Annotated in this window: 20 protein-coding genes; 9 read left to right on the top strand and 11 right to left on the bottom strand. The window is 66.1% G+C overall.

Annotated features, from left to right (window positions below):
• Window positions 1-78: 78 nt before the first annotated feature.
• The 4 genes from ACQY5K_RS02565 to holA all read left to right on the top strand — a co-directional run bounded on the left by ACQY5K_RS02565 (window position 79) and on the right by holA (window position 4,811).
• On the top strand, window positions 79-1,236 hold the full coding sequence (locus ACQY5K_RS02565; RefSeq protein WP_428119788.1) for an MFS transporter: 1,158 nt from the start codon (window positions 79-81) through the stop codon (window positions 1,234-1,236).
• Between the two features lie 9 nt (window positions 1,237-1,245).
• Window positions 1,246-1,863, top strand: coding sequence for a helix-hairpin-helix domain-containing protein (locus ACQY5K_RS02560; protein WP_428119786.1), 618 nt, complete (start codon window positions 1,246-1,248; stop codon window positions 1,861-1,863).
• Between the two features lie 121 nt (window positions 1,864-1,984).
• The gene (locus tag ACQY5K_RS02555) at window positions 1,985-3,766 is read left to right on the top strand and encodes a ComEC/Rec2 family competence protein (protein WP_428119784.1); all 1,782 of its coding nucleotides are present in this window, start codon (window positions 1,985-1,987) and stop codon (window positions 3,764-3,766) included.
• Between the two features lie 73 nt (window positions 3,767-3,839).
• Window positions 3,840-4,811, top strand: coding sequence for a DNA polymerase III subunit delta (gene holA / locus ACQY5K_RS02550; RefSeq protein ID WP_428119782.1), 972 nt, complete (start codon window positions 3,840-3,842; stop codon window positions 4,809-4,811).
• 132 nt (window positions 4,812-4,943) lie between these two features.
• Here holA and rpsT read toward each other — a convergent pair whose 3' ends face one another.
• On the bottom strand, window positions 4,944-5,207 hold the full coding sequence (gene rpsT, locus ACQY5K_RS02545) for a 30S ribosomal protein S20 (RefSeq protein ID WP_419923336.1): 264 nt from the start codon (window positions 5,205-5,207) through the stop codon (window positions 4,944-4,946).
• 105 nt (window positions 5,208-5,312) lie between these two features.
• On the opposite strand from rpsT, the gene lepA reads away from it, so the two are divergent.
• From lepA to hemW, 5 genes are all read left to right on the top strand, one after another.
• Window positions 5,313-7,139 carry a translation elongation factor 4 gene (lepA, locus tag ACQY5K_RS02540; protein ID WP_428119780.1) on the top strand — a complete coding sequence of 609 codons (1,827 nt, stop codon included), beginning with the start codon at window positions 5,313-5,315 and terminating at the stop codon, window positions 7,137-7,139.
• A 148-nt stretch (window positions 7,140-7,287) separates the two neighbouring features.
• Window positions 7,288-8,343 carry a heat-inducible transcriptional repressor HrcA gene (gene hrcA, locus ACQY5K_RS02535; protein ID WP_428119778.1) on the top strand — a complete coding sequence of 352 codons (1,056 nt, stop codon included), beginning with the start codon at window positions 7,288-7,290 and terminating at the stop codon, window positions 8,341-8,343.
• A gap of 10 nt (window positions 8,344-8,353) precedes the next feature.
• Entirely contained in the window at window positions 8,354-9,472 is a 1,119-nt protein-coding gene (gene dnaJ / locus ACQY5K_RS02530) for a molecular chaperone DnaJ (protein ID WP_428119776.1), read from the top strand.
• A 10-nt stretch (window positions 9,473-9,482) separates the two neighbouring features.
• Window positions 9,483-9,788: a helix-turn-helix domain-containing protein gene (locus ACQY5K_RS02525; RefSeq protein ID WP_428119774.1), complete on the top strand. Its 306-nt coding sequence runs from the start codon at window positions 9,483-9,485 to the stop codon at window positions 9,786-9,788.
• 26 nt (window positions 9,789-9,814) lie between these two features.
• Window positions 9,815-10,909 (top strand): radical SAM family heme chaperone HemW, encoded by a 1,095-nt coding sequence (gene hemW / locus ACQY5K_RS02520; protein ID WP_428119772.1) that lies wholly within the window; start codon window positions 9,815-9,817, stop codon window positions 10,907-10,909.
• A 4-nt stretch (window positions 10,910-10,913) separates the two neighbouring features.
• Here the strand turns inward: hemW and ACQY5K_RS02515 are convergent, their stop codons facing one another.
• The 10 genes from ACQY5K_RS02515 to ACQY5K_RS02470 form a co-directional block, all read right to left on the bottom strand.
• The gene (locus ACQY5K_RS02515) at window positions 10,914-12,599 is read right to left on the bottom strand and encodes a lipopolysaccharide kinase InaA family protein (protein WP_428119770.1); all 1,686 of its coding nucleotides are present in this window, start codon (window positions 12,597-12,599) and stop codon (window positions 10,914-10,916) included.
• Between the two features lie 70 nt (window positions 12,600-12,669).
• Window positions 12,670-13,125: a hypothetical protein gene (locus tag ACQY5K_RS02510; RefSeq protein ID WP_428119768.1), complete on the bottom strand. Its 456-nt coding sequence runs from the start codon at window positions 13,123-13,125 to the stop codon at window positions 12,670-12,672.
• A gap of 41 nt (window positions 13,126-13,166) precedes the next feature.
• Entirely contained in the window at window positions 13,167-13,646 is a 480-nt protein-coding gene (locus ACQY5K_RS02505; protein ID WP_428119766.1) for a hypothetical protein, read from the bottom strand.
• Window positions 13,643-14,047, bottom strand: coding sequence for a hypothetical protein (locus ACQY5K_RS02500; RefSeq protein ID WP_428119764.1), 405 nt, complete (start codon window positions 14,045-14,047; stop codon window positions 13,643-13,645). The genes ACQY5K_RS02505 and ACQY5K_RS02500 overlap by 4 nt, the downstream gene beginning before the upstream one ends.
• A 62-nt stretch (window positions 14,048-14,109) precedes the next feature.
• Entirely contained in the window at window positions 14,110-14,370 is a 261-nt protein-coding gene (locus tag ACQY5K_RS02495; protein WP_428119762.1) for a hypothetical protein, read from the bottom strand.
• Between the two features lie 113 nt (window positions 14,371-14,483).
• Window positions 14,484-15,353 (bottom strand): type II secretion system F family protein, encoded by an 870-nt coding sequence (locus ACQY5K_RS02490; protein WP_428119760.1) that lies wholly within the window; start codon window positions 15,351-15,353, stop codon window positions 14,484-14,486.
• An 8-nt stretch (window positions 15,354-15,361) separates the two neighbouring features.
• Window positions 15,362-16,216, bottom strand: coding sequence for a type II secretion system F family protein (locus ACQY5K_RS02485; protein WP_428119758.1), 855 nt, complete (start codon window positions 16,214-16,216; stop codon window positions 15,362-15,364).
• Window positions 16,207-17,526 carry a CpaF family protein gene (locus tag ACQY5K_RS02480; protein ID WP_428119756.1) on the bottom strand — a complete coding sequence of 440 codons (1,320 nt, stop codon included), beginning with the start codon at window positions 17,524-17,526 and terminating at the stop codon, window positions 16,207-16,209. Before ACQY5K_RS02480 ends, ACQY5K_RS02485 begins: the two co-directional genes overlap by 10 nt.
• Window positions 17,523-18,755, bottom strand: a complete 1,233-nt coding sequence (locus ACQY5K_RS02475) for a hypothetical protein (RefSeq protein WP_428119754.1) — start codon at window positions 18,753-18,755, stop codon at window positions 17,523-17,525. The genes ACQY5K_RS02480 and ACQY5K_RS02475 overlap by 4 nt, the downstream gene beginning before the upstream one ends.
• Window positions 18,752-19,438 carry a hypothetical protein gene (locus ACQY5K_RS02470; RefSeq protein WP_428119752.1) on the bottom strand — a complete coding sequence of 229 codons (687 nt, stop codon included), beginning with the start codon at window positions 19,436-19,438 and terminating at the stop codon, window positions 18,752-18,754. Before ACQY5K_RS02470 ends, ACQY5K_RS02475 begins: the two co-directional genes overlap by 4 nt.
• Window positions 19,439-19,595 lie beyond the last annotated feature (157 nt).

Genomic DNA, 19,595 nt, shown 5'->3' with positions numbered 1-19,595 from the left:
CCGCGTGCCGTGTGATGTGGCGGTGACGACCGCTGTGCGCACACAGGGCCGCGAGTGCCAGCGCAATACGCTTCGCCGGTGCTGTTCGTGACGGTGTACTCCACGCAGTTCTTCGTCACGGCCTCGATGGGCGTGGTCTTCGCCTATCTGGCAGATCTGCAGGACCGCTACGAGTTGTCGAACATCGAGCTGGGCCTCATTGCCTCCGTGGGATTCGTGGCCGCGCTCGCTGCACAATTGTTGCTGTCGCCGCTGGTGGACCGTGGTCACGCTCGTTCTATTGCGTGGATCTCCGTGGTGACGGCCGTGGGAGGCGCGTTCGGATTCGTCTTCGCCCATTCGGCGTGGTCGTTGGTGGGGAGTCGGGCCCTCGCGGGCGTCAGCTTTGGGCTCTTCGGACTCGTGGCGCGCAAGGCGCTGATCGGTCAAGACATCAGCGGCAGCGGAACAAAAGTGGGCGGCTTGCTGTCATGCGGCGTCGCGGGCTTCATCACCGGACCGTTCATTGGTGCCGCGATGAGCGGAATCGCGTTCGAGGCGCCGTTCGTGTTCACCGGAACAGTGATGGCCGTGCTGGGTCCAATCGCGGTCGTGCAAATCTCGCGGTCGCCCATTGCGGCGAGTCCAGTGGACTACTCACACCTGGCGGCACTGCTGCGGCGACCGCGCGTGCAGGCGGCGATCTGCGTTCACGTCGGTGTGTGGGGCTTCGTCGGCATGTTCGATGCCACCGTCGACCGCTACCTGACCGATGTGGGACTGACCTCAGGCGAGTTCGCAGCGGGACTGCTGATGATCGGCGTCCCGCTTATCCTGCTGCCGCCTCACGCAGGATCGCTGGCAGAGCGCCTCGGAGGCGCCCGGGTAGCAATCCCAGCACTCATGGTGTTTACCCCGGCCGTTGTGCTGTATGGCTGGGTCGGTGGCCTGTGGAGCTTTGTCCTGATCGGACTAGCGGAGTCAACGACTGAGTCCTATTCCGAGATGGGCTCGCAGGTGCTGATTCTCGAGGCCACCGGCGTCGAGCAGGCTGCGATGGGCACCGGCGCGCTCGAGGCCATCGGGTTGGCTATGGCGGCGATCGCTGCACAGGCCGGTCCACCGTTGTACGCCGAATACGGATCGAGGTGGCTCTTCGGCGGCTGGGGTGTGGCCTGCGGGGTGCTTGTGATTGTCGCGATGTGGCGATTGAGAGCTGTCAAAACTCCACCAAAGGGAATGAAACCAGCTCGCTAGAGTCGCCATGTGGATTGGCGGTCCATTGCAGCCGAGGCTGCGAGCTTTGCGCGGCGCATCGGCGTGGCCCCTGTTGCGGTGCTGGTGGCGGCGTTGGTTGCCGTCGTCGCAGTGACGTTCTTGGCCGGGGTGCGTCACGGCGCTCCCGAGCCGATTGAACTTCCTCTCGCCGCCAGCGGGGCGCCCCCGCCAGTCGCCACGACGCAGCCGACATCGGTGCGCGTGCACCTCGCGGGTGCCGTGGACCGACCAGGGCTGTACGAGGTGCCGAGCGGCTATCGGATCGGCGACTTGCTCGAGTTCGCGGGAGGCCCGGGGCGTGACGCAGACATAGCGGCCGTGAACCTGGCTGAGCCGTTGAGAGACGGGCAGCAGGTCTACCTTCCGACTCAGGGCGAGGCGCTCCGGGTTGCGAGCGAGAACATGGACTCCGCGGGGCCGCTCGACGTCAACACAGCAACGTCAGCGCAGCTCGAGCAGCTGCCAGGTATCGGGCCCTCTCTGGCGGCGGCCATCTTCGCCTTCCGCAGCGAGCACGGGCCATTTGGTTCGCTCGACGCGTTGACTGATGTCCCGGGCATCGGCCCGAGCAAGCTCGAGCAGTTGCGGGCGCATGCGCGGACCTGACCCCCAGCTTGCGGGCACTTCCCGACGAGGGCCGCCACATGCCCGAGCACTGAGTCGCGATGGCGCAGCGTCGGATGCAATCGGACATGAAGTCCGGTGGGCCCCGCCGCGCCGATTCCGCTTGCTCAGCGCAATCAGTGACCGCTGGATCGTCGCAGGATCAGCGGCCACAGCCATCGGCGCCCTGTGGGCACCTGACGTGCCGTGGTGGTGCGGCGCGGCAGCACTCATTGCGGGCGCAGCGAGGCGCACTCGCGTGCTGCTGCCGGCGGGCCTGCTGTTGCTCGCGGCTGCAGCCATGGGTCAACAAGCACAGAACCTCAGTGAGGCGGCCGGAGGATCTTTCGACGGCGAGGCCGTCATCGTTGCGGACCCGCATTGGCGTCAGGGTGCGCTGACCGTGCCCGTGTCTGTCGAGATCCAAGGACGCGAGCACCGTTGGGAAGGTTGGTCGCGCGGTGCGGCCGCGTACGGGCTCGAGGATGCGGCAGTAGGGGAGCACTGGAGGATCTCTGGTGTCGCTGAAACAGCGGAGCCGCGTGACCGTCCGTTCCTGTGGCCACGTCACTACGCCGGACAGGCGCAGATCCACACAGCGCGGCGCACCGATGGCGGCAGCGCCCCTTTTCGTCTGGCGAATGCGGTGAGGGGCCTGATCGAACGTTCGAGTGCTTCGCTGTCACCGCGCGATGCGGCACTTCTGGCCGGATTCGTCTACGGCGATGACCGTGGACAGCTGGCCGAGGTGGTGCACGACTTTCGAGCCACAGCGCTGACGCATCTCCTCGCCGTCTCCGGCTCGAATGTGGCGTTCGTGCTCCTGTTGGCGGCCCCGCTGCTCATTCGGCTTCGACCGGTCATGCGCCTCGGCGCTGTCGCAGTGCTGCTCGGACAATTCGCCGTGCTGACGCGTGGCGAGCCGTCCGTCCTGCGAGCGTGCGTACTGGCGACGCTGGCCGTCGGCGCCCAGTCATTGGGCCGGCGCGCCTCCGCGGTTCGCCTCCTTGCGCTCGCGATCATTGTTCTGCTGCTCATCGATCCGCTCCTCGTACGGTCGGTCGGTTTCCAGCTGTCAGTGGCTGCCACTGCGGCGATCGTGGCTGGCACCAGGCGCATTGCTGCGCTGCTGTGGGGACCGCAGTGGATCCGGCTGCCCCTGGCTGCAACGCTCGCAGCCCAGATTGGCGTCCTGCCGGTTCAGTTGGCGGTGTTCGGTTCGTTGCCGCTGGTGAGCATCCCCGCCAATGTCCTCGCTGGCCCGCTTGCCGGACCCGCAATGGTCTGGGGACTCGTTGCCGGGCTCGCCGGAGGATTGGCGGGCGATGCCGTCGCATCGTTCCTGCACCTGCCGACGCAGGTGATGCTGGGTTGGGTCGCGGCGGTGGCCCGATGGGGAGCGGCGGCGGGCTGGCCGCAGATCGAGACGTCGGAAGTCGCGGCTGTAGTGATTGTCGTCGTCGGCTGCGTCGCGACAGCGCTCTTGGCTCGACGCCGTTTCGCCGGAGCGCCAGCGATTGCGGTGGTCGTCGCGGCGATCGGGATCTGGATCGTCGCGAGCGGCCAGCGTGGCGCGCTGCCGTCGAGCGAACACCTCAGCGTCGGTGGCATTGACCCGACCGTGGTTGTCATCGACCGCCCGGATGCTGCGAGAGCCCTCGATCAGCTTGCGACTGCGGGAATCGACGACATCGACGTCCTCATTGCACGATCCGCGAGCCGCGCCGGACGCGAAGCCGTACGGGCAGTGCACGAGCGGCATTCGGTGGCGCGTGTCCTCGCACCGGTATCTCTGGGCGGGCTTGTTCGGTACAGCGCCGTCACCGGACCGACGCCGGTCGGCGACCTTGTCGTCGATGCGATCGGTGAGCGTCTGAGTGTCAGCCCCGCAGTAGCGTCACCGTGATGGCGGGATCCAGCGTGGCGACGGGTCCGATGAGCCGACGCGATCACAACAGCGTCGACGCGAGAGCCGTTTGATGGCTGCTCGCGCGGTGCGGGTGATCACCGGCGCCGATGACGTGCTTGTGGCAGAAACGGTTCGGGCTGCCGTCGACGAGCTGGTCGGAGGTGCCGACCGAGCCGACGTGCTCGATGAGTTCTCAGGCGAGGAATATTCGGTCGAAGACTTGGTGTTGTCTGCATCAACACCGCCGATGCTGGCGACTCACCGGGTCGTGGTCGGCCGCGGATTCGCACGATTCGGCGCAGGCCAGCTCGAGCCCCTGATCGCGTGGCTGGCAGACCCGTGCCCGACGACTGCTTTGGTCGTGGAATGGAACGGCGGCCGACTTCCCCGCAAGCTCGTGGAGGCTGCCGAAGCCGCGGGCGGCCAGCGCATCGCCGCTGATGTCCCAAGTGGGGCTCGAAACCGCCGGACGTGGCTCGACGAACGCCTCGCAGATACTTCGCTGCGACTCGATGCCCGGGCGCGCCAGTGCATCAGCGAGCATCTCGGCGATGAGCTCGCGCGATTGGGTGCCACCCTCGAGACGCTAGAGGCGGTGTACGGGCCCGGCGCCCATCTTGGACCGGACGATGTCGTTGCGTACCTCGGCTCTGAGGGCGATGTTCCGCCCTGGGACCTCACCGACGCGATCGACCGAGGCGATGTCAGGGCCACGCTCGCAGTGCTGCAGCGGATGTGGGGCGCCGGTCGTCACCCGCTGCAAGTGACGGCCAACCTCACCGCACACATTTCGCGCATGGCGCGCCTTGACGGCGCTGACGCGGCGACAGAGCAAGACGCAGCCGACGTCTTGGGCCTTCGCCGCTCGACATTCCCAGCCCGAAAGGCACTCGACGGATGCCGGCGACGCGGAACTGCAGGGATTGCGCGTGCCGTCGACTTGCTCGCCGCGGCGGACGTGGATCTTCGAGGGCGCTCCGGGCTTCCGCCCCGGTGCGTCACAGAGATTCTCTGCGCGCGGCTTGCTGCAACGGCTCGTTGAGACTGCGAACGAGCAGCCGTCGGAATTGACCGATTCTCCGGTCGAATCGCCGCCTGTGCGGGCGCTTCGACGCGGCTCAATCGCGTGGGCTCAGTCGCGTGGGCTCAGTCGCGTGGGCTCAGTCGCGTGGGCTCAGTCGGCTTCGATCCGCGCGGCTCGTGCTATCAGGCGGGACTTGCGCCGATCAGCTTCGTTGGGGTGGATGACGCCCTTCGCTGCGGCCTTGTCAATTCGCTGCTGCGCCAAACGCATCAGCTCTGTCGTGGGCTCACCGGCAGCGGCGGCGGCGACGACAGCCTTCTCGCGCGTCCGCAATTCGGACCGCACTCCGCGATTGCGCACGCGACGCGTCTCGTTCTGACGGTTGCGCTTGATCTGGCTCTTGATGTTGGCCACGAAGTCGTGCCCTTTCGAGGGTGGGTCGGCGGTGCGTTGCGGCTGTCGCCGGGGTGCCGCGCTCCTGCCGTGATACCGGCTCAGCAGGGTACCGTGCGGCCTGCGATGCCCCACGTGCCCCCTGCGTCCGTGCCTGAGTCTGCTGGCGTCGGGCCGAGTTCGATCCGGAACTTCTCCATCATCGCCCACATCGACCACGGAAAGTCCACGCTGTCGGACCGGATCCTGGAGCTGACAGGTGCCGTGGAGGAGCGCGCAATGCGCGCCCAATACCTCGATTCGATGGATCTCGAACGAGAACGCGGCATCACGATCAAAGCGCAGAATGTGCGTGTGGCATGGCGGGGTCACACACTGCATCTCATCGACACACCAGGCCACGTCGATTTCGGCTACGAGGTGAGCCGTTCCCTGGCTGCCTGCGAAGGTGTCGTGCTCTTGGTCGACGCCGCTCAGGGCATCGAGGCCCAAACGCTGGCCAATTGCTACCTCGCGCTCGACGCCGACCTCGAGATCGTGCCCGTGCTCAACAAGATCGATCTTCCAGCTGCAGACCCAAAGCTCTACGCAGGCGAGATCGAGCGAGTGCTCGGCATCGACGCCGACGACGTGCTGGCGATCTCGGCCAAGACAGGAGAGGGCATCGCAGAGCTCCTCGATGCGATCGTCGACCGGGTGCCGCCGCCGGTCGGAAGTCCAGATGAGGCTCTGCAAGCACTGATCTTCGACTCCCGCTTCGATCAGTACCGCGGCGTCGTGTCATCAGTGCGTGTCGTCAATGGCCGCCTGCGGGCCGGAGATCGGCTCCGATTCATGCACGCAGGCGGTATGCACGTTGCCGAGGAGGTCGGTGTCCGGGATCCGGACGCATCGCCGACCGATGAACTTGGACCCGGCGAGGTGGGCTATCTCATCGCCGGCATCAAGGACGTCGCACAGGCTCGGTCAGGCGAAACGGTCACGTCAGCGAACAGGCCCGCCGCAACACCGCTGGCCGGCTACGACGATCCGAAGCCGATGGTGTTCTGTGGCCTCTATCCCGTCGAGGGTGATGAGTATCCCGAATTGCGGGATGCGCTGGCGAAACTGCGGCTCAACGATGCTTCGGTGACCTTCGAGCCGGAGACTTCTTCCGCCCTTGGGTTCGGCTTTCGGTGCGGCTTCTTGGGTCTGCTGCACATGGAGATTGTCCGAGAGCGATTGGAGCGGGAATTCGACCTCTCGCTCATCGCTACTGCACCGTCGGTGGCGTACCGCGTGCGCACCGACGACGGTCGCGAAATCCAGATTGACAATCCGTCCCAACTGCCGTCGGCAGCGGCCATCGACGAGATCTCCGAGCCGATGCTCAACGTCTCGGTGCTGACTCCGTCGCAGTACACGGGCGCGGTGATGGACCTCTGCCAGACACGGCGCGGCTCGATGACGTCTATGGAATACCTCTCGCCCGAGCGTGTCGAGCTGCGATATCAGCTGCCGCTGGCAGAAGTCGTCACGGATTTCTTCGACCAGCTCAAGAGCCGGACGCAGGGGTACGCCAGTCTCGACTACGACCAGGCCGGCTATCGGTCCGAACGCTTGGTGCGCGTGGACATCCTGCTCAACGGCGAGCCCGTCGATGCGTTCTCGGCGATCTGTCACCGCGACGGTGCGTACATCTATGGCAAGGCCATCACGGCCAAGCTGGCCGAGTTGATCCCGCGACAGCTTTTTGACGTGCCGATCCAGGCCGCAATTGGGGGGCGCATTATCGCCAGAGAGACCGTGAGGGCCAAGCGCAAGGACGTGCTCTCGAAGTGCTACGGCGGCGACATCACTCGCAAGCGCAAACTGCTCGAACGCCAGAAGGAAGGCAAGAAGCGGATGAAGGCGATCGGACGCGTCGAAGTGCCAAATGAGGCCTTTGTGTCCGCGCTCCGGCTCGACTCCTGACGACGCCCCGACCGCGGACTGCGGCGACGCGGCTGGTCGCCAGCGCTGCGGCAGCAGCCCTGTCCCGAGCAGAAGCTGTCGAAGGCAAGGTCGGTAGCATCGCGCTCGTTCGGCGATCGACGATTGGTTGCAGGGCGGTGGAGGAGCGATGGACGAGCGCAGGGCCAAGGTGCTGCGGGCGGTGGTTGAGAGCTTCATCGACAATGCACAGCCGGTTGGTTCTCAAGCCGTGCTCGAGGCTGCCCATCTTGACGTGTCGCCCGCCACGATCCGCAACGATCTTGCCGCTCTCGAAGCCAGCGGCTTCCTCATGCAGCCGCACACGAGCGCGGGCCGGGTTCCGACCGAAGCGGGCTATCGCCATTTCGTCGACGGCTTGGGCCCTGGCACGCTCGAGGGCTCCGAGATCCGACAAGTGCGAGCGTTCTTCGCCCATGCTCAGGGTCAGATCGAAGAACTCCTGTCCGACACGAGCCGCTTGCTGTCGGATCTGACTGAATACGCCGCGATGGTGGTCGCGCCCAGCATTGATCGCGACACGATCCGCTCGGCCCAGCTCGTCGACCTCGGCGGAGGCAGGCTGCTCTTGGTGCTGGTGATGTCGTCGGGCGCCGTCGAGCGCGCGTACGTCGACGTCTACGGCCACCCCAATCTCGTTGCCGCCGCCTCTGGGGCGGCGGTGGGCTCGGCGTCGGGGGTTTTGTCCGATGCCCTCGTCGGCAAGTCCCATTCGGTCGTCCATGCAGCGCGTGCGACGGGTGACCCGGCAACTGACGCGCTCGTGGGGGCGGCGCTCGCGGCGCTCACGTCAGACGAGACGGCGCCACGCGAGCTCTACGTCGGCGGCACCTCGAACATCACCGGGCAGTTCGAAGCGGTGTCATCGTTGCGGTCCGTGCTGTCGGTGCTCGAAGAGCAATTGTTGGTCGTGTCTTTGCTGCGGAGCCTCGTGGACCGGGGCTTGAGCGTGGCGATCGGTTCCGAATCCGGTGTGGCTCCGCTGGCGGAGTGCTCCGTTGTCGTGGCGCCGTACCAAGTGGACGGCGAGACGGTCGGCAGCGTCGGCCTGCTCGGTCCCACGCGGATGGATTACTCCAAAGCGCTCGCCGCCGTGCACACCGTGAGCAGACGGCTGTCCGCGTCGCTTGGTGAGAGCGAGCCGTCCCATGCTGCGGTCAGCACCGCATCGCCACTCCGGGACTGAACCGGCCTCCATGCCTGCCGACTACTACGACCTGCTCGATGTGGGCCGAGACGCGACCCCCGACGAACTCAAGCGTGCGTACCGGCGCAAGGCCCGCGAGCACCACCCGGATGCAAATCCGGGGGACGATCGAGCCGAGGCGCGGTTCAAGGAGATCAGCGAGGCCTACGCGGTCCTCTCCGACGAGAACGCCAGGGCGCGTTACGACCAGTTCGGCCACGAGGGCCTTCGAGGCCCCGGCGGCGGGGCGGGGTTCGACTTTGATCTGAACGACATCTTTGATTCGTTCTTCGGCGGGAATCCGTTCCGCGGCGCTCGTTCGCGCGGACCGGCGGGGCCACCGCGCGGCGATGACCATGAGACCGTCGTGGATCTCGACTTCTCCGAGGCGATCTTTGGCGTCGATCGGACGATCGAGGTGCGAACACTGGTGGCCTGCGACGACTGCGAGGGCTCGGGTGCCGCGCCCGGCACCGCCCCGGTCGTTTGCAGCGCGTGTGGCGGAGCGGGCCAGGTTCGCCAGGTACGCCAGAGCCTGCTCGGTCAGATGGTGACCACAGCGCCGTGCGGACGGTGCCGTGGGATGGGCGAGGAGATCGCCGAGCCATGTTCGCGATGTCGAGGCGACGGGCGTCGGGCTGAGAGGGTCTCACTGGTGGTGCGAGTGCCGCCGGGCGTGGACACCGGTGCCACCCTGCGGTTGAGCGGTCGCGGATCAGTCGGGCCACGCGGAGGCCCAGCGGGCGATCTGTACGTGCACCTGCGGGTAGCGGAATCGGAAGTCTTCGTTCGCCAGGGTGACAGCCTCGTGGCTGAGCTGAAGGTGACGATGTTCCAGGCTGCGCTTGGGGCGAGCGTCGAATTCTCCACACTCGACGGGCCCCAGGAGCTCGTGGTGGTTCCCGGTACTCAGCCCGACGACACAATCCGGCTCAGTGGTCTCGGTGTGCCGAGAGCCAACGGCCGCGGACGCGGCGACCTGCACTTCGTCGTTCGAGTGGAGATTCCAGCCAGGCTCTCCGAGACCGAGGCGGCGAAACTGCGCGAGGTCGCAGTCGAGCGCGGCGAGAACATCGCTGACTGCGATGAGCTTCGGACTCGGCGTCGCAAGCGACGAGCGAAGCACTGAGGTTGCTGCAGTGGGCACGCCTGCGACCGTTGACGCGTCACTGCACGCCCGTATCGGTGAACGCCTGCGAGCAGTGCGCCGAGAGCGACGACTCTCGCTCGAAGACGTGCAGGCGGCCTCTCGCGGCGAATTCAAGGTGTCGGTGCTCGGGGCATACGAGCGTGGCCAGCGAGGCATCCGGGTGCACCGGCTGGTGCGTCTCGCCGAGGTCTATGACGTGGATCCCGCCGAGTTGCTGCCGGACTGGTCGCCGGGAGCAGTCGGAGATCACGACAACGAACTGCGAGGTCGCTTTCCGGACGACGCGGTCCTGTGAGCCAACCGCCGAGCGACGAACGACCGGTGACCGACACGGACGGGCCTGTGGGCGCATTCGGTGTGTACTGCCACGTACCGTTCTGCACGCATCGTTGCGATTACTGCGCCTTCGCCACGTGGACTGATCGCGAACACTTGGTGGAGGCCTACATGGCCAGTTGTCAACGCCAGGCTCGAGACTTGGCAACGGAGTTGCCGCCGGTGACATCGGTCTTCTTCGGCGGCGGGACGCCGAACCTCGCTCCGCCTCGGACCATCGGTGCCGTCTTGGACGAGTTACCGCTCGCGCCCGGCGCAGAAATCACTGTCGAGTGCAACCCTGATCTCGTCACGCCAACTCAGATGACGGCATTTCGGGACATGGGCGTCAACCGGGTCAGCCTGGGAGTGCAGTCGATGTCGCCGCGGGTCCTCGATGCGCTCGGACGGCGCCACGATCCCGCCATGGTCAAAGCCGCTGCCGAGTCTGCGCGCGAGGCCGGCATCGGCCTCATCAACATGGATCTCATATTCGGTGCGGTGAGCGAGACGCTTGACGATTGGGAACACACGCTGTGCGAGACCGTAGCGATGGGGCCCGACCACCTCAGCGTCTACGGGCTGACGGTGGAACCAGGCACACCGCTGGCCGCTGATGAGCATCGCCATCCCGACGACGACGACATGGCGGACAAGTACCTGCTCGCCGACAACACGCTTGCTCGTGCCGGCTATGAGAACTACGAGATTTCCAACTGGGCTCTGCCGGGAGCGCGTTGTGTGCACAACCAGCTTTACTGGCGCCAAGGCGACTACGCGGGCCTGGGATGTGCGGCCCATAGCCATCGAGAAGGCCGACGATTCTGGAGCGTGCACACGCCAGAGCGATTCGTTGAGGCGATTGAGTCCGGTTCGTCACCAGAGGCGGGCTCCGAAAGGCTCGACGTTGCCCAGCGTCGCGCCGAATCACTGCAGCTTGCAGTTCGCACGGCCGAAGGCGTGCCGGCGTCGGAAGTGCCCAACGATGTGATGCACTTGATGGCCCCTGCCGCTGCGGGCCGGTTGCGGCTCACCACACAGGGGCGTCTGCTGGCCAACGAGGTCGCCATCCGGCTCGGCGCCTCGGGAACCGAGGACTGAGCCGTCAACCAGCGTCGGAAGTGAGATCCAATCCGTTGTCGTGATCGAGGTCCCGAGGGGCGACTTCGATGACTGCGTCGTCGTAGCGAATCACAAGCTTGTCGCAACCGGTTGCGATGACGCCTGCGGCGTTCAACGCAGTCGACGTCGTTGACTCGTCCCCGTCGAGGAGCGGTTCGTCCGCGGCGGCCGCCGTTGAGACTGCCGTTGCAAGCAGTGGAACCGTGACGATGCGCGCTGGCACCACTGAGCGCGCGGACCGAGGCCACGATTCGTAGAAGGCGGCCAGGCCACTGCGGGGACGCACCAGAGCCAACGTCGAGCGGCCGTCGCAATTCCAATCGCCGACGGCGATGAGATCACCCGTCGTGCCGAGCCTCCAGCGTCCGAACGGCGTCGTGATCGTTGATGACCGACGGTCTGCGACCGCCTGTTCGATGCTGACCTTGTCGGGGCACCCATCGCCATCGACATCTTTGTGGGCGAATCCGAAATCGTGGCTGGCCGAGCTGGGGCCGACGTCCGGCTCTGCATCGAGTGCGCCCGCGTCGGTGGATTCGGGGACCGCGTTCGCACAGTCGGCACGTGACGTTCCGTAGATCAGAGTTGCTCGGCCCGACACCTGCGACAGTGCAGCGGCGTCGAACGACGATGCCGGTGTTGACTGGGCGCCTTCGCTGGCGGACGGTGTCACAGTCGGGGCAGCAGCTACTGGGCGCGGCGGCTGCGGGCTGACGAGCGCGGTCGCCGAGGTGTCCCGCAGCGTCCCCCCGATCGCTGCGACGACGTCGGGGGACTCGTGCAGGCCCTCGCTTGCGAGCATCTGCCAGCCGATGAAGGCGACCACGAGCACCACGGCAGCCAAAGCCGCTGCTGCGGCGAGCCGTCGCCGATCCCGCTCGCCACCACCGGTCGCCGCAGTTGGCCTCGCGGGACTGCGAGGGATACCTCCGGCCTCGGCCATCGATGCCCCGAAACCGAGCAGTTCGCGCAGGTCGCGCTGGCCCCCAACGACGGCAGGCAGTGCTGACAGTTCCCGGCCGCTGTCACCGAGGGGCGACTGGCGTTCGCGGACTACCGATGCGCGCACGGCCTCAATGCACACGAGCCATGCACCCAGTGCTTGGGAGTCGTCCGGAGCCGCAACTGCCGTGTCGGCCAGATCACGGCAAGCCGCACGAGCCTCGCCGCAATGACGTCGCTCGATTCCCGAGACGACCAGTTGTTCGGTCCGCGTCAATTCGACCTCTGCGAGTGACGCCAAGGCGGTCAGATCTGACCCAGATGGATACTGCTGCAGATCTTCGGGGCCGGTCGCTTCGCCGAAACCGCACAGCACCGGCGAGCCGTGAGGTTCCACGAGGATGTGGTCCCGGTTGAGTGCACCGTGACAGATTCCCCGCCGATGAAGCTCAGCGATGGCGGTACCGACCTGAGCGAGCACTCTGAGCAACTCTGCGAGGTCGAGAGCCGGATGCTCGGCAAGCGTCGCAGCTTCGAGATAGCGAAGAGAGAGCTCGCAACGGTTTTCGTGTGCGTCGAAGCCGACCACTTCCACGACGTTCGCACCGCGTGCTGCGACGAGAATCTCAGCTTCGTGGCGAAGTCGGTGGCAGCCGTCGCCGATTGCGTGCTTCACCAGGGTCGGATTGCCGGAACCGTCGTCACGCACGGTCGGGCTTCTGATCACACGGAGAATATATGAAACATATTGATATAGATAGAAACTCTTTTGTCGAGCGAGGCAAGACGGTCGACGCTCAACGGGAGAGGTATACGTGTCCCGTGGCATGAGCCTCCACATGCCGCAGACGGGGGCCATTGACGCCAGCGGGCAACCCGATGACACGCCGTGCCATTCCGGCGACGGAGACGCGCACGGCCGTCGGGCCGACGGTGGACACGTTGACCACGACCGAATTGGGCTCAAACACTGCCGAGAGTCGGTCGAGCGCAGTTCGGTGACTCCATTGCGACAACGAAGCCAAGCGCGACGGGCTGACCCGGTAGTGCCCTGAGCGTCGCAAGTGGGCTTCGTCGATCGCCATCGTGACCAGGTCGTTTGCGAGCGAGCCAGCGGCACCGGCGGCCTCGCGCTCGGCCAGGAATGCCGCTGCCGCATCGACGGTGACCGCTGCGAGCAGTACCACGATGAGAACTCCAGCAGGCACCAACAACAGGACCGTGCCACGCTCGCAGGTGCGTGTGGGAGACATCGGCGCGGTTCAGTACTGTGCGCGGCCGCGAAGCAGCCGATTCACGCGCTGCACGGAGCGCGACCGTGGAGTCCGTGACGAAACGGATCGACGGTCTCGGTACTGCGGGCCCGCACAGTGATCTGCCGCCAGCCGTTCAAGGGCAAGGCGAGGGTCGGAACTTCGTATGACGCCTCGAACGTCACGCGCGCGCAGCGGGAATTGCTGACCGCGCCGATGGCGACCACGCGAGCGGTGCTTGTGGGGCCATGACCGGCCATCGCACGCAGACCAGCCCGCGATGCGGCATCGGCGGCGCGCGCCGTCTGAGCGGCAGGATGCTCGACGAACGTTCGAGCCGCCTCGCGCGCACCTGCGGTCGCAGCAATCTTGGCGTCGAGTGCCATCCATGACTGGGCGAACACGAGAGTGCCCACGACGAAGACGACGACGAGCAATGGCAGCACCTCGAGACCGACGATGCCCGATTCGTCGATGCGCCCTGCTCGTTGGGCGACGCTCGTGGGGTGCGGCGGCGTCACCTGGACCGCGCGAACTGGGGCGTCTCGGTGCGCACTTCGAAGCGACGCTCGAAACGTCGGGAGGTCGGCAAACCGGGTGCACCGATCAGCATCGTGGGTGGACGAACCGCCAGATTGAGCGATACGACGCCATCGGTGGTGTCCCAGCGGACGGACTCGAGGTTTACCGAACTGCCAATTCGGGCCCGCAGCCATTGCTCGGCATCGGCGCGTGCGTCGGGGCTACCACCGGCGAACGCCGCCTGACGCACGGCGTCATGGCCAACGGCGCCAACGATCGACGCGGTGTAGAAATCCATTGCCACCTGCACCGCAAGCATGAGGAACATCAGGTAGGCCAGTACGCTCCAAGTGAGCGCGATGAGTCCGGCGCCGAACTCATTGGTGGGCGTGCTGGCCACCCGGCGACTGGATCTCTTGGCGCTAGGGCGCCGAGACGGATGTCGGTGCCCCCGGTTCGCGCTCACTTGCCGATCTTGGCGATCTCGGCATTCGTCGTCTGTTCGGCACTCTCCCACAACGTCTTGAAGCCAACCCACATCAGCGCGCCGAGCGAGGCGATGATCAGCACCGCGATGGCGGCGCTGATGACACCCTCGCCTCGCTCGCTGCGGCGGGGCATTCGACGAGGCAACAAAGCATCGGGACAGCAGTGGACGAGGAGCACGATGGTCGCCATAGCGGCTCCAACGGTGGATTGGGCAACGAAAGCAACGTGAATCATGAGTGGTTCTCTTCCTTAGTAGGTGGCTGGACTGGGGTGGCTGGACTGGGGTGGCTGGACTGGGGTGACTGGGGACGAGGTTGAACAGGCTCGCCGTGGCGCTGATTGGCAGATCACACGCCCGTGTAGCTCCGCAAGGCGTCGCTGAACGGAATCGAGAGCAGCACTGCACCGGGCACGAGCGCTGCCACGGTGACCGGTATCCAGACCTGCTCGTTTCGGCGCTCGATACGTTCAATGAGGCGTCGGTGAGCCGCGGCACGCGCCGAACGGGCCTCGTCGGACACCAGCGCAGCGATATCGGCAGTGTCTTCATGCAGTGTGAGCACGCCGACAAGGCGGCGAACGTCGGATGAGCCAGCCGTCTCGGCCCATTCTTCGAGCGCAGTCTCGACGGTGGCACCCCCAGCGACCCTGGCGCTGACGCGTCTCAGATCTGCACAGCAGATGCCTTGGCCTCGCTGTCCGGTCGTCGCGAGGGCATTGGTCAGTGACATGCCGCTGGCGAGCAGCATCGCAATCTGCTCGGTGATGGTTGGCAGCTCCTCGGTCAACCCGGCGCCGCGCGCAGCGATCGCCTGCGCAAGCAGACGCTCTGGTGCCAGGAACGTCGCGATGGTGAATCCGGCCCCGATGAGAAGCGCCGGAATCAGCGCTATACCGATCCACAGCAACGCGGCGAACGATATGAGCAGCGCAGCAGCGGACATCGAGGCTTGACGTGCTCGATACTGAGCCTCGGACTGCCGTCGTCCGAGGCGGTCCAAGCGTGTGCCGAGTTCTTGATCCAGGCCGAACGCGGTCGCAACGCGGTCTCCGATTTCGGCGGCCATCGTTGGGGAGATCAAGCGGGCCCGGAGCGGCAGTTGATGCTGGGGCTGTGGCGGTTCTAGGCGTCGTGCGAGCGGCACGCGGCGGAACCATCGCACCTCGGACAAGATGAGCATCGCGCCGACACCGAGTCCCGCCGAGCTGCTCGCCACGATCGCGTTCACTCGCAAAAGACCCGGCGCCGTTGCGGCACGGCCATGATCCGACCCGCCCAGAACCAGCAGCCCGCCACGGCCCCAAAGCTCAAGGCCACAAGCAGCTGCCCGTTCGGATTCTGGTAAGCCTCTCGTCCCCGACCGATGCCTAGACCGACCACGGCCATGAATGCAGGCACCACGAGCACGAAGCTCCGAGCGAACCGCGCTCCGGCTTGCCGGGCGCGGGCATCTTGACGTGCGGCTGCCTCAACCTGGGCGGCTTCTGCAAGGGCGCGCAATCGAGTGTCGAGATCGACTCCTCCGATTCGATGCGCGGCGAGCAAGGTTTCGCACACAGCGTCTGCGGTGGGGTCGGCCAGTGCCCCCCGAAGCACTGCTAGGGCAACTTCAAAGTCAGTGCTGAGCGCCCAGGTTCGGGCCGCATCCAAGAATGCACCGCGCATCTCGATGGGGGCGCTGGCACCGGCCGCGAACAGAGCACTAGGAATGGACTGACCACGGCTCGTGACGAGGACGCGAATCTCCGATAGCAGCCGAGGCCACGCCTGGCGAGCACTCCACATCCGACGTCGACGCAGAGTCGCTGCGCTGTGTACGGGGATCACAGCTGCGAGCACCGCGGCGGTTGCTGAACCGAGCCCGTTGCCGAATAGCAGCCATGCCCCGAACCACCCTGCGATCGCTGACGTCACCCCCAGGAGCGCTCGGCGTGGCCGAACGAGCCGAGCCCGCGGCCGCCACGATGTCATCGACTGCGCCGCGTGTGGGCGGCGCCCGACACGCAGGGGTCCTGCGGGAGGGATCCCGAGCAACAGGAACAGCCCCAACGAGCCGCCGATGGTGAACATCAGCGGCATGGGGCAACAGTCCGCTGAGGCGCCGTGGGGGGTGCCCCGGGGCGCTCGGGGAGTCCGGACGAACTCACGACTGTCGGAAGCGGCTCGACTGCTCGAGCTGGAGTCTGCTCGGTCCCGATGGTGGTGTCGGCGGCGTCGTTGCTGTACAGCGTGGTCGCCGCGAAGCGTGGCTCGTGGGAGTCTGCGTCGGAGCCTTCGAGGGCGAGAATCTCGCTGATCCGCACGCCGGCTGAGCTTCGTCGGAGATGGACGACGATGTCGATCGAGTCAGCGATCAGCTGGCTGATCGCCCCAACCGGCATACCGCGGACCTCTGGTGATATTTGACACATCAAGCGGAGCCGGGCGAGCGCTTGGCGAGCAGAGCCGGCGTGAATGGTGGCGTATCCGGTGACACCGCTGGACAGCGTCAGCAGCAATGGCACGGCTTCCCGGTCGCGAACCTCGCCGACCACGGCCACGTCAGGTGCCATTCGAAGAAAGCCCGATACGAGGCGGCGAAGGTCGACCGGGGATCGCTCGGCTCGGCTGGGGCGTGTCTGCATGCTCGCAACGTTCGGCAGCGGGATCTCGACCTCGAACACTTCCTCGGCGGTCACGACCCGCAACGAGGGATCGAGTTCGGCAGCGCAGCACCGCAGCAGGGTTGTCTTGCCGCTGCCCGGGGCACCCGCGAACAGGATTGACCGCTGGGCGCGAACCGCGGCGCGCAGAAGATCGGCGATCTGCGGCGTGAGTGTGCCCACGAGGGTCAGTTCTTCGAGCGTCGCGAATGCGACTCCGGTGAACTTGCGGACATTGAAGATGAGGTGCCCGCCCCGGCCGATGTCGTCGTGGACGATGTGCAGGCGTGCGCCGTTGTCGAGCTGCGCGTCCTGGAGTCCTTCGCTCGGGTCCAGCTTGCGGTGCGATCCGGATGCGTCGTCGAGAATCCGCGTCAAGGTCCGGCGGACGTGCTCGTCGTCGTGAAACGCCTCGTCGTGGTACCCGCTCGGACCCTGGTGACGCTTGACGAAGATCTTGTGGGGTGCATTGACCATGATCTCCCAGACGTCGTCGTCGTCCAACAACGGCTCGAGCGGTCCGTAGCCGAGCAGATCGCGCCTGGCTCGTTCGGCGATACGGCCGGCGTCGTAGAGCTCTCGAGGACGCATGCCCCGCTTGAAGTCCAGGTTCCACCGCCGCACCTCTTCATTGATCAGCTGGTTGAGCGCGCTGTCGGATCCAGGCGCACGCGGGTCCAAGCCGAGGTCCCTCGCACGTGCCTGCACTGAGCGCTCGATCTCGGCGAGCGGCGACACCTCGGTCACGACGACTCCGTTGGCACGAGGCCTCCGAGCCGCGCTGCTGTTGCGATATCGCCGATCGCCGCCATCACGGTGTCGACGAACTGCTGTGGCATCGCCGACGCGTTGCCGTGGATGTCATCCAGCTCTGGGCGCTCATGACTGCGGATTGCCCCGGACAGGAACGCTTCGCTGGCTCGGCGCGAATCGATAGCTCGTGCGTGACCGACCAGCCTCCGCCGCCCGGGGATGCGTGCCAGTATCGGTCGCACGCGCGACGGAGGCACGCCACACCCAGACAACTCGTGCATCCCATGCAAAAGGCCCCCCAGACCGGTGAGCGACGGGACGCCGACGATCACAATTGCATCAGCAGCGGTTACAGCGTCAAGATCGATGGCCCCGAGGCGGCCTTGGCCGCGCCTATTGGCCGGGTCGGCGAAGTCGTCGTCAAGGTCAAGCACGGTGACGGCGTATCCGGCCCGCATAGCGGACAGCGCCCGCTGCACCGACGGGCCTTCGATACCGCTGCGATCGAGGCCTCCAGGAGGGCCCAACAGCACGTCGTAGCCGCGTTGGGGAACGCTGAAGGTCACAGACCCAAGGTCTTCCTGCTGCAGTTCACGGCTCGTCGCTGCATCAAAGAGATCTGCGATGCTCGGCCGCTCTGCGGCCGCGTCGTGCAGCAGCGCCTGATCCGCCCTCCACGACAGATCCGCCAGCAGAACACCGCGGCGGGAGCGATCACAATTCGCGAGACCCTGTGCGAGCGCGATCGCCGTCGTCGACACGCCGCTGCCGGGGCGCCCGCACACGGCGACCAGTGCGCCGGCAGACGGTTCGCGATCATGGCGAGATTCGATCTTGTTGGTCGCAGCGCGGTCGTGCTCTGGTGATGCGAATCGAGCGCCGAGGCCGCGACTGAGCTCGTGCAGGCCGAAGTCAGGCCGCAGTCGCAGCGTCCCTGGCTCAGCCCACTGAGGAAGGCCGTTCTCGCCGACGATGATGAAGAGGCACTCACCCTCTCGCAGCACCGTGAGTACCTCAGGTGTCGGATCCCCGGCGGCCTCGTCGATGAGCAGGGCCGTGGGACCAGACGTGGAGCGCACGCGGTTCACGAGTTCGGCTGGCGAGATGCATTGCGCGAAATCAGCGCGCAGAGAGCCCGATGTCGTCCAGTCCACGACGCGCCGAGGCCATTCTGACTGCATCGTTGCGAGCCCCAGCACGAGCACGTGCGCGCTCGTGCTCACGGCCACACTCGCGCCAGTATCAGCGCATTCTCGTCGGCCGCTGCGGCGACAGCGGTAGCTTCGGAAACCTTGGCGACGTGCAACGTGACAGTGAGGGCGCCACCGAGTGTGCTGACGCCGCCCGCTTCTGCGACATCAAAGATCGCGGCGTCGGACGCTATGACCGAACCGCCGCCGGGGGCATCGCGATCGATCGCGATGACATCAACTCGTTCTCCTGGAACCAGATTCCCGTTGAGGGCACGGGCTCGATCGAGCTCGACGGCGAGCGTAAAACCCCGCAATCGAGTTGCTGCGACATCGGGCCCCACGACGTCGGTGGATGCGAGCAGCTCTCCGACATGAACTGCTCGAACGACGATTCCACCGAGCACCTCGGCGCTTTCGGACACAGCGGTTGCGGCGATCTCGTCAGGAAGGCGAATCGGTATCGGTCCGATGTCACCGGGCTCGACGGCGCTACCCGGTATCAGCGGCGACCGGGCGACGAGGTAGCTCGTGTCCGGGGCAGCGTCGGCGCGCTCGAACGCCCACCACAGCCCCATGGCCGCTCCAGCACACAGCACACCGCCTACGACCGCACGAGCGCGGACGCCCGTGCGAACGGACAGCACCCGACGCTGCTGCGGTTCGACGTTTGGCAGCGATTGCTCGCGTGTGAGCGACGGTCCGGCTGGGGGCACAGTGCGAACCTAGGCACATGTCTGTCAGATATCAAGATAGTTATTGAAAACCAATGTTATATGTCCGAGATGCTGCATAAATATTGCGATATAGCGCGCGATACCGACGATCGGCGCGGAGATGCGCCATCGGTCCCGACACGCGCACTACCGTTGG

This window comes from Candidatus Poriferisodalis sp. (assembly GCF_965262965.1).
GTDB lineage: Bacteria > Actinomycetota > Acidimicrobiia > Acidimicrobiales > Poriferisodalaceae > Poriferisodalis.
The sequence above is the reverse complement of the archived record's forward strand: the minus strand, read 5'-3'. Positions and strand labels throughout refer to the sequence as shown.

Coding starts and splice junctions, on each gene's coding strand:
- holA (WP_428119782.1), top strand. CDS start 3,840: ATGGCTGCTCGCGCGGTGCGGGTGATCACCGGCGCCGATGACGTGCTT.
- lepA (WP_428119780.1), top strand. CDS start 5,313: ATGCCCCACGTGCCCCCTGCGTCCGTGCCTGAGTCTGCTGGCGTCGGG.
- hrcA (WP_428119778.1), top strand. CDS start 7,288: ATGGACGAGCGCAGGGCCAAGGTGCTGCGGGCGGTGGTTGAGAGCTTC.
- dnaJ (WP_428119776.1), top strand. CDS start 8,354: ATGCCTGCCGACTACTACGACCTGCTCGATGTGGGCCGAGACGCGACC.
- ACQY5K_RS02510 (WP_428119768.1), bottom strand. CDS start 13,125: ATGTCTCCCACACGCACCTGCGAGCGTGGCACGGTCCTGTTGTTGGTG.
- ACQY5K_RS02495 (WP_428119762.1), bottom strand. CDS start 14,370: ATGATTCACGTTGCTTTCGTTGCCCAATCCACCGTTGGAGCCGCTATG.
- ACQY5K_RS02485 (WP_428119758.1), bottom strand. CDS start 16,216: ATGCCGCTGATGTTCACCATCGGCGGCTCGTTGGGGCTGTTCCTGTTG.